General features: G+C 74.1%; 4 protein-coding genes. 3 read left to right on the top strand and 1 reads right to left on the bottom strand.

Annotated features, from left to right (window positions below):
* Nucleotides 1-22 precede the first annotated feature (22 nt).
* The gene (locus tag ABZ861_RS31005) at nucleotides 23-1,114 is read right to left on the bottom strand and encodes a hydrogenase expression protein HypE (RefSeq protein ID WP_361637215.1); all 1,092 of its coding nucleotides are present in this window, start codon (nucleotides 1,112-1,114) and stop codon (nucleotides 23-25) included.
* A gap of 453 nt (nucleotides 1,115-1,567) precedes the next feature.
* Here ABZ861_RS31005 and ABZ861_RS31000 point away from each other — a divergent pair, with 453 nt between their 5' ends.
* From ABZ861_RS31000 to ABZ861_RS30990, 3 genes are all read left to right on the top strand, one after another.
* Nucleotides 1,568-3,013 (top strand): glyceraldehyde-3-phosphate dehydrogenase, encoded by a 1,446-nt coding sequence (locus ABZ861_RS31000; protein ID WP_361637213.1) that lies wholly within the window; start codon nucleotides 1,568-1,570, stop codon nucleotides 3,011-3,013.
* A 112-nt stretch (nucleotides 3,014-3,125) separates the two neighbouring features.
* Nucleotides 3,126-5,603 carry a SpoIIE family protein phosphatase gene (locus tag ABZ861_RS30995; protein WP_361637211.1) on the top strand — a complete coding sequence of 826 codons (2,478 nt, stop codon included), beginning with the start codon at nucleotides 3,126-3,128 and terminating at the stop codon, nucleotides 5,601-5,603.
* Nucleotides 5,604-5,941: 338 nt separating this feature from the next.
* The gene (locus ABZ861_RS30990; protein ID WP_361637220.1) at nucleotides 5,942-8,566 is read left to right on the top strand and encodes a SpoIIE family protein phosphatase; all 2,625 of its coding nucleotides are present in this window, start codon (nucleotides 5,942-5,944) and stop codon (nucleotides 8,564-8,566) included.
* The last annotated feature ends 234 nt before the right edge of the window (nucleotides 8,567-8,800 follow it).

Here is an 8,800-nt window from a genome sequence, read left to right as displayed (position 1 = left end):
CGCGGTACACCCCGTTCCTCTCTCAGGCCCGCCAGCGCGGGTCGTAGCCGCTGGTCAGCGCCTCTTCGTTGTGGCGCCACCTCGGTTCCTTGTTGACGGCCGCGTTGGTGATGCCGCGCATGCGCCGGATGAACGCGCCGTAGGGCTTGATGAGCACCGAGGACAGGCTGCCGCCCGTGGGCTCGTCCATGAAGGGCATGAAGGCGTCGGGGAAGCCGGGCATCGTGCAGCCGATGCAGATGCCGCCGACGTTGGGGCAGCCGCCGATGCCGGCCATCCAGCCGCGCTTGGGCACGTTGCAGTTCACCACCGGGCCCCAGCAGCCCACCCGCACCTGGCACTTGGGCGAGTTGTAGTCCAGGGCGAAGTCGGCCTGCTCGTAGTAGGCGGCGCGGTCGCAGCCCTCGTGGACCGTCCGGCCGAACAGCCACTGCGGGCGCAGCATGTGGTCCAGCGGCGGAGGCGGCGCCGAGCCCGCGGCGTGGAAGAGCAACCAGGTCAGGGTCTCCATGAAGTTGTCGGGCTGGACCGGGCAGCCGGGCACGTTGACCACCGGCAGACCGGCCTGCGAGCGGTACTCCCCGCCCAGGTAGTCCACGAGGCCCATGGAGCCGGTGGGGTTGCCGGCCATCGCGTGGATGCCGCCGTACGTCGCGCAGGTGCCGGCCGCGACGACCGCCCAGGCCCGGGGCGTGAGCTGGTCGATCCACCAGTTGACGGTGAGCGGCTGCCCGGTCTCCAGGTCGTTGCCGAACGAGGTCCAGAAGCCGTCGCCCTCGATGATGTTCTGGTTGGGGATCGAGCCCTCGATGACCAGGATGAACGGGCGGCCGAGGTCGCCGCGGGCCGCCGCGCGGAACGGGGCGAGGTAGTCCTCGCCGCCCAGGCTCGGCGACAGCACCTTGTTGTGCAGGTTCACCTTCGGCAGGCCGGGGATGATCCCCAGCACGACGTCCTCGATCGAGGGCTGCGACGCCGCGGTGATGGACACGGTGTCGCCGTCGCAGCTCATGCCCTCGGAGATCCAGAGGACGTCGATCTCGTCGATGCCGGTCTGCTCCCCCGCGGCCTCGGGCTGCTCGCCGACGTGGGTGGTGCCGCGGTCAGTGGTCATGGGCTCGGCCTCCTCTAGGAGACGTCGGAGACGGTCGCGGAGTCGGTGGCGGGCGACGGCCTGGGCCCCGGACAGGATCGGCGCCGAGAACAGTCGGGTGCGGACGGATGCGGGCGCGTACGGGTGCGGACGGGCGGTCGCGTCCGGCCGCGGGGGCCGGAGCGACGGCCGGGCGTCGGCGCGGACGAGGCGCCGTCGCGGCGGACGCTCGGGGCGCGCCCGGCGCCGTCCGCGCCCGCGCGCGGGCGGCGTCCCTGCCGGGAAGCTCTCCTTCCCCGGACCATGCTCACACTGACGCCCTCCGGCCGCCCGTCGTGATGCGGCAGTCGGGTGAACGGCACGGCGGGTCGGCGGCACGCGCCATGGACGCCGCCCGCTCCCGGCCACCCCGGGAAAGGGCCTCCGACCACGCGGGTTAGCATATGAGCGCCACCTAGCTCGAAAGAGAGTCCAGTGACTGTCAACGACGACTCGTTCACCGACTGGAAGACCCGCGAGGAGATCGCGGAGTCCATGATCCCGATGATCGGGAAGCTGCACCGGGAGCGGGACGTCACCGTCCTGCTGCACAGCCGCTCCCTGGTGAACAAGTCGGTGGTGAGCATCCTCAAGACCCACCGGTTCGCCCGCCAGATCGCCGGCGAGGAGCTGTCCGTCACCGAGACGCTGCCGTTCCTGCGGGCGCTGACCGTCCTGGACCTCGGGCCGTCCCAGATCGACCTCGGCATGCTGGCCGCGACCTACCGCGCCGACGACCGCGGCCTGTCGGTGGAGCAGTTCACCGCCGAGGCCGTCGCCGGGGCCGTCGGGGACGGCAAGGTCGAGCGGCGCGAGGGCCGGGACGTCGTGCTGTACGGCTTCGGCCGGATCGGCCGCCTGGTCGCCCGCCTCCTGATCGAGAAGTCCGGTTCGGGCAACGGGCTGCGGCTGCGCGCCATCGTGGTGCGCGGCGGGGGCGAGCAGGACATCGTCAAGCGCGCCTCGCTGCTGCGCCGCGACTCCATCCACGGCCAGTTCCAGGGCACGATCACCGTCGACGAGACGAAGAGCACGATCGTCGCCAACGGCAACGAGATCCGGGTCATCTACGCCGACGACCCTACGGCGGTGGACTACACGGCGTACGGCATCAAGGACGCCATCCTCATCGACAACACCGGCAAGTGGCGCGACCGCGAGGGGCTGTCCAAGCACCTGCGCCCCGGCATCGACAAGGTGGTGCTGACCGCGCCCGGCAAGGGCGACGTCCCGAACATCGTGCACGGCGTCAACCACGACACCGTCAAGCCGGACGAGCGGATCCTGTCCTGCGCCTCGTGCACCACCAACGCGATCGTCCCGCCGCTGAAGGCGATGGACGACGAGTTCGGCGTGCGGCGCGGCCACGTGGAGACCGTCCACTCCTACACCAACGACCAGAACCTGCTGGACAACTACCACAGCTCCGAGCGCCGGGGCCGCTCCGCGGCGCTCAACATGGTCATCACCGAGACCGGCGCCGCCTCCGCCGTCGCCAAGGCGCTGCCCGACCTCAAGGCGCGGATCACCGGCAGCTCGATCCGGGTCCCGGTGCCGGACGTGTCGATCGCCATCCTGAACCTCCAGCTCGAGCGCGAGACCACGCGCGAGGAGGTGCTCGAGTACCTGCGCAACGTCTCGCTGACCTCGCCGCTCAAGCGCCAGATCGACTTCATCAGCGCGCCCGACGCCGTCTCCAGCGACTTCGTCGGCTCGCGGCACGCCTCGATCGTGGACGCCGGCGCCACCAAGGCGGAGGGCGACAACGCCATCCTCTACCTCTGGTACGACAACGAGTTCGGCTACTCCTGCCAGGTCATCCGGGTCGTCCAGCACGTCTCCGGCGTGGAGTACCCGACGTTCCCGGTCCCGGCGGTCTGACCCCGCGCCCGGTCCCGCCCGCGCCGCCGCCCGCCCCGGCTTCCAGACGCGGCCGACGGCCCCCGATGGGAGGATGAGCGAAGGGGGTCCTGCCCGCGGATGGGATGAAGGCATGGGCGTCGGCGGCACAGCGAGCAGTGCGGGTCCCGGTGACTTTCACGACGCCGCCTGCACGGCCGTGGCCACGGTCGACGCCGAGGGAGTGATCGTCCACTGGAGCCGGGGAGCGCAGGAACTGCTCGGCTACGCGCCCCGCGAGGTGCTGCTGCGTCCGGCGGGCGACCTGCTGGCAGACGGCGACCCGGTCGACCTTCCGGCCCGGCTGGCCGCGATCGAGGACTGCTGGGACGGGGTGGTCACCGTACGCCACCGGGCGGGCGGCGCCCTGCGGCTGGCCGTGCGGGTGAGCCCGCTGAGCGCCGCGGCCGGCGGCCGCCACTGGCTCCTCCGCGGCTGCGAGGTCGCGGACTGGCGCAGGCGCCAGATGTTGGCGTCGCTCGCCCGCGTGCTGCTGGAGGAGTCGGCCCTGGGCGTCGCGGTGCTGGACCGGGGGCTGCGCTGCCGCTGGGCGAACGCCGCGCTGACCGGCATGGACGACGGCCGCGCGTTCCGCCGCCTGGACGACGGCCCCGGCTTCCGCCCCGACGGGCCGGGCGACGACGACGCCTCCGAGTTCTGCCCCGAGGCCGCGCGGCAGGCCTCCGTGGTGACCCAGCAGGCCCGGCAGGCGCTGCTCTCGGGACGGTGCCGGCTGACCCTGGAGCCCGCGCCGCGCCGGAACACGGCGTTCGGCGGGACGGAGCGCGGACGGTGCCGGCTGCGCTCCTTCCTGCCGCTGCGGGACGACGCGGGCAGGACGCTCGGCGTCTGCTACGCGGCCCTCGACTTCACCGGCCGGGACCCGGCGCACGAACGCCTCGCGATGCTGAACGCCGCGAGCGAGCACATCGGGACCTCCCTCGACCTCGACGGCACGGTGCGGGAGCTGGCGGAGGTCCTGGTCCCGCAGATCGCCGACTTCGTGGCCGTCGACCTGCTGGACGCCGTCCAGCCCAAGCGGTCGGCCGCCGGCGGGACGAGGGGGGAGGGCACACTGCGCCGCGCGGCCCATGAGTCGATCCAGGGGGATCAGCCGGAGGCCGTCGTCGCCGTGGGCGAACCGCCCCGGTACGCGGACCGTTCCCCGCAGACCCGCTGCCTGACCACCGGCAAGCCGCAGTGCGAGATCATCTGCGACCAGACGCCCTGGCTCGCCGACGACCCCGTACGGCACCGCATGGCGAGCCGGATCGGCGTGCACACGCATCTGGTGGCGCCGCTGCGGGCGCGCGGCATCACCATGGGCGTGGTCACGGCGATGCGCTGGAAGAACCCCGAGGCCTTCGACGAGGACGACCTGCTGCTGGTGGAGGAACTGGTGGCGCGGGCCGCCGTGTGCGTCGACAACGCCCGGCGCTACGCCCGCGAGCACGAGGCGGCGCTCACCCTGCAGACCAGTCTGCTGCCGCCCAAGCTGCCCGAGCACAGCGCCGTCGACGTCGCCTACCGCTATCTGCCGGCCGACGCCGAGGCGGGGGTGGGCGGGGACTGGTTCGACGTGATCCCGCTCTCCGGCGCCCGGGTCGCGCTCGTGGTGGGCGACGTGATCGGCCACGGGCTGCACGCGGCGGCCAGCATGGGCCGGCTGCGGGCCGCCGTGCAGACCCTGGCCGACCTGGACCTGCCCCCGGACGAGCTGCTGGCGCGGCTGGACGACCTGGTGGTCCGCCTGTCCGACGAGGCGGAGGCGGCCGAGGAAGGGCCCGAGGTGGTCGGCGCGACCTGCGTGTACGCCGTCTACGACCCCATCGCCCGGAAGATCGTCGTGGCCCGCGCCGGACATCCCAGCCCGGCCATCGCCCACCTCGACGAGCCGGTGGAGTTCCCCGACATCCCGGCGGGCCCGCCGCTGGGCCTGGGCGGGCTGCCGTTCGAGTCGGCCGAGGTGCCGGTGGACGAGGGCAGCGTCATCGCGCTCTACACGGACGGGCTGATCGAGGCGTCCGACCGGGACGTGGACGTCGGCCTGGAGCGCCTGTGCTTCACCCTGGCCCACCCGGACCGCCCGCTGGAGGAGATCTGCGACATCATGGTCCGCACCCTCCTCCCGGACCGCCCGCGCGACGACGTCGCCTTCCTGATCGCCCGCGCGCACGTGATCAGCGGCGACCGCGTGGCCGCGTGGGAGGTGCCCGAGGACGCGTCGGCGGTGCACACGGTCCGGGAGAACGTCCTCGGCACACTGGCCCAGTGGGGTCTGGAGGAGCTGGCCTTCAGCACGGAGCTGATCGTCAGCGAGCTGGTGACCAACGCGATCCGGCACGCCGGCGGCCCGATCGGGCTGCGGCTGATCCACGAGCGCTGTCTGATCTGCGAGGTCTCCGACGCCAGCAACATCTCTCCGCACCTGCGGCGGGCGCTGCACACCGACGAGGGCGGACGGGGCCTGTTCCTGGTCGCCCAGGTCGCCCAGCGCTGGGGCACCCGCTACACCGACGCCGGGAAGACGATCTGGGCGGAGCAGCAACTGCCCGGGGCGCCCGACGGCTGAGCGCGGCGCGAGCCGGTGAGCCTTTCCGGTCACAGCACGAGGACGGGGAACGTGGCGGTGCGAGGACGGGGAACATGACCGGACGATTCCACCGATCGCACCGGTCCCAGCGGACTCAGCGATCTCAGCGGCCGCTCCCGCGCCGCCCGTTCGGGCGGGTGCGCGGGCGAGCGCCCACCGCGCCCGCGCCGCAGGGCGGCCCGCGGCCCGCCGACCCGCCCCGTCGCGCCGACCCGCCCCGTCGCCCGGACGCGCCCCACTCCCCCGGGCCCCGCCCCCGGTCGGCCCGGAGCCTCGGCACGCTCGCGGCGCAGGTCTTCCTCCTCCAGGTCCTCGTCGTGCTGGTGCTCGTCGCGGCGGCGGCCGGCGCGCTGGTGCTCCAGGAGCGGTACGAGGGCGAGGACAGCGCCCGGCAGCGCTCGCTGGCCGCCGCCGAGGCGTACGCGCACGCGCCCGGCACGGCGGTCGCCCTGACCTCGCCGGACGCGGCCAGGCTGCTCCAGTCGTCGGTGACGGCGGCGCGGCTCGGCTCGGGAGTCGACTTCGTCTCGGTCCTGGACGCGCGGGGAGTGCGCCTCGCCGACACGCAGCCGAACCTGATCGGCACCAAGGCCGAGAACGTCGGCAGGGCGGTAGCGGGCGAGACGTTCACCGACACCACCCGCGCGTCGGAGGACGCGGTGCGCGCGGCGGTGCCCGTGCTGGACGCGAGCCGCCGGGTGGTCGGCGTGGTCACGACGGGCATCCGGATCAAGAGCCTGGGGCAGGCGCTGGACCAGCAGATGCCCATGGTGCTGGGCTCGGCGGCGCTGGCACTGGCGCTGGCGACCGCGGGCACCGCCCTGGTCAGCCGGCGGCTGCGCCGCCAGACCCACGGCCTGGGCCCGGCCGAGATGACCCGCATGTACGAGCACCACGACGCGGTGCTGCACGCGGTGCGCGAGGGCGTGCTGATCGTGGGCGGGGACGGGCGGCTGCTGCTCGCCAACGACGAGGCGCACCGGCTGCTGCACCTGCCGCCGGACGCGGACCGGCGGCACGTGACGGATCTGGGCCTGGGAGCGGAGCTGACCCGTCTGCTGGAGTCGGGCGAGGCGGCCTCCGACGCGGTGTGCCCGGCCGGGGACCGGCTGCTCGCGGTCAACACCCGGCGCACCGCGCCGTACGGCGGCGCACCGGGCCTGGTGGCCAGCTTCCGCGACACCACCGAGCTGCGGGCCCTGTCGGGCCGGGCGGAGACGGCCCGGGGGCGGCTGACGCTGCTGTACGAGGCCGGGGTGCGGATCGGGACGACGCTGGACGTCCGGCGCACCGCGCAGGAGCTGGCCGAGGTGGCCGTGCCCCGGCTGGCGGACGTCGTGAGCGTGGAGCTGCTGGAGGCCGTGCTGCACGGGGAGGAGCCGACGGGCGCCGTGCGCCGGATGCGCCGCACCGCGCTGGAGGGCTCGGGGCTGTACGCCCCGGGCATGGCCGGCGCCCTCCAGCCGGTGGGCGACGTGATCGAGTTCGTGGTGGCCGACACGCCGATGGCGGCCGCGCTGCGGCGCGGGACGGCGGTGCTCGTGCCCGATCTGCGGGCGGCCCAGGACTGGCGGGCGCAGGATCCCGAGGGCGCCCGCCGGGTGCTGGCCGCGGGCGTCCACTCGCTGATCGCGGTGCCGCTGCGGGCGCGGGGCGTGGTGCTCGGCATGGTCGATTTCTGGCGGGGGGAGGGGACGCGGCGGTTCGAGGAGGAGGACGTCGCGGTCGCGGAGGAGCTGGTGGCCCGCGCGGCGGTGGCGATCGACAACGCCCGGCGGTTCTCCCGCGAGCACGCGATGGCGGCGACGCTCCAGCGCAGCCTGCTGCCCCGGGACCTGCCCGAGCAGGACGCGCTGGAGGTGGCCTGGCGCTACCGGCCGGCGCATTCGGGCGTGGGCGGCGACTGGTTCGACGTGATCCCGCTGCCGGGGTTCCGGGTGGCGCTGGTGGTCGGGGACGTGGTGGGGCACGGGCTGCACGCGGCGGTGACCATGGGACGGCTGCGGACGGCGGTGCTCAACTTCTCCTCGCTCGAACTGCCCGCCGAGGAACTGCTCGGCCATCTCGACGAGATGGTGGCACGCCTGGACGCCCAGGCGGCGGGCGCGGACGGCGAGGGCGCGCAGGTCACCGGGGCCACCTGCCTCTACGCCGTCTACGATCCGGTGGGCGGGCGCTGCACGTTCGCCCGTGCCGGGCACATCGCGCCGGCCGTGGTGGACCCGGTGGGCCGGGTGACGTTCCCGGACCTGCCCCTGTCGCCGCCGCTGGGCGCAGCCGGGCACCCGTTCGAGACGGGTGAGCTGAACCTGCCGGAGGGCAGCCGGCTCGTGCTGTTCACCGACGGACTGGTCGAGGACCGGCGGCGCGACATCGACGAGGGGCTGCGCCTCCTGGGCTCGGCCGTCGCGCACCCGGACCAGACGCCGGAGGAGACCTGCCGGGCCGTGATGCGGACGATGCTGCCGGAGCGCCCGAGCGACGACGTGGCCCTGCTCGTCGCGCGCACCCGGCTGCTCGATCCGTCCCGGGTCGCGGTCTGGGACGTGCCGTTCGAGGTCACGGCGGTCTCCCGGGTCCGGGGCGAGGTCAGCCGCCGACTTCAGGAGTGGGGGCTGACCGAGTCGTCGTTCGCGACGGAGCTGATCCTCAGCGAGCTGCTCACCAACGCGCTGCGCTACGGCGCGCCGCCGGTGCGGGTCCGGCTGCTGCTGGGCCGCACGCTGGTCAGCGAGGTGTCGGACGGCAGCGACACCTCGCCGCGGCTGCGCCGGGCCGCCGCCACCGACGAGGGCGGCCGCGGACTGTTCCTGGTCTCGCAGTTCGCGGACCAGTGGGGCACCCGCTATGTGGCGGACGGGAAGGTGATCTGGGCGGAGCAGACCCTGGACCGCGCCCCCGAGCCGGACCCGGCGGTCCTGCTCGACCAGACGGCCTGGTGACACTCGGCCAGACGGCCTGGCGACAGCCGGAGGGGGCGGCCCGCCGCGGGGGCGCCGTCGGCGCTCGTCGCGCCGGTCGCCGCATCGGTTTCCAGCCGGGCCGATACGCCCGGTCCGCGGCCGTATGCACCGTCCAGGAGGGCAGGACGCCCTGGTGGGATGGGGCCCGGCGATCGGACCGCGCGGCCCAAGTGTTCGCTCCGCAGGGACAATGCGACGGCGCCCTTTCCCATT

It is taken from the genome of Streptomyces sp. NPDC046985 (genome assembly GCF_040644415.1).
Taxonomy (GTDB): domain Bacteria; phylum Actinomycetota; class Actinomycetes; order Streptomycetales; family Streptomycetaceae; genus Streptomyces.
Note: the sequence above shows the minus strand (reverse complement) of the source record. Positions and strands in the feature narration are given on the sequence as shown.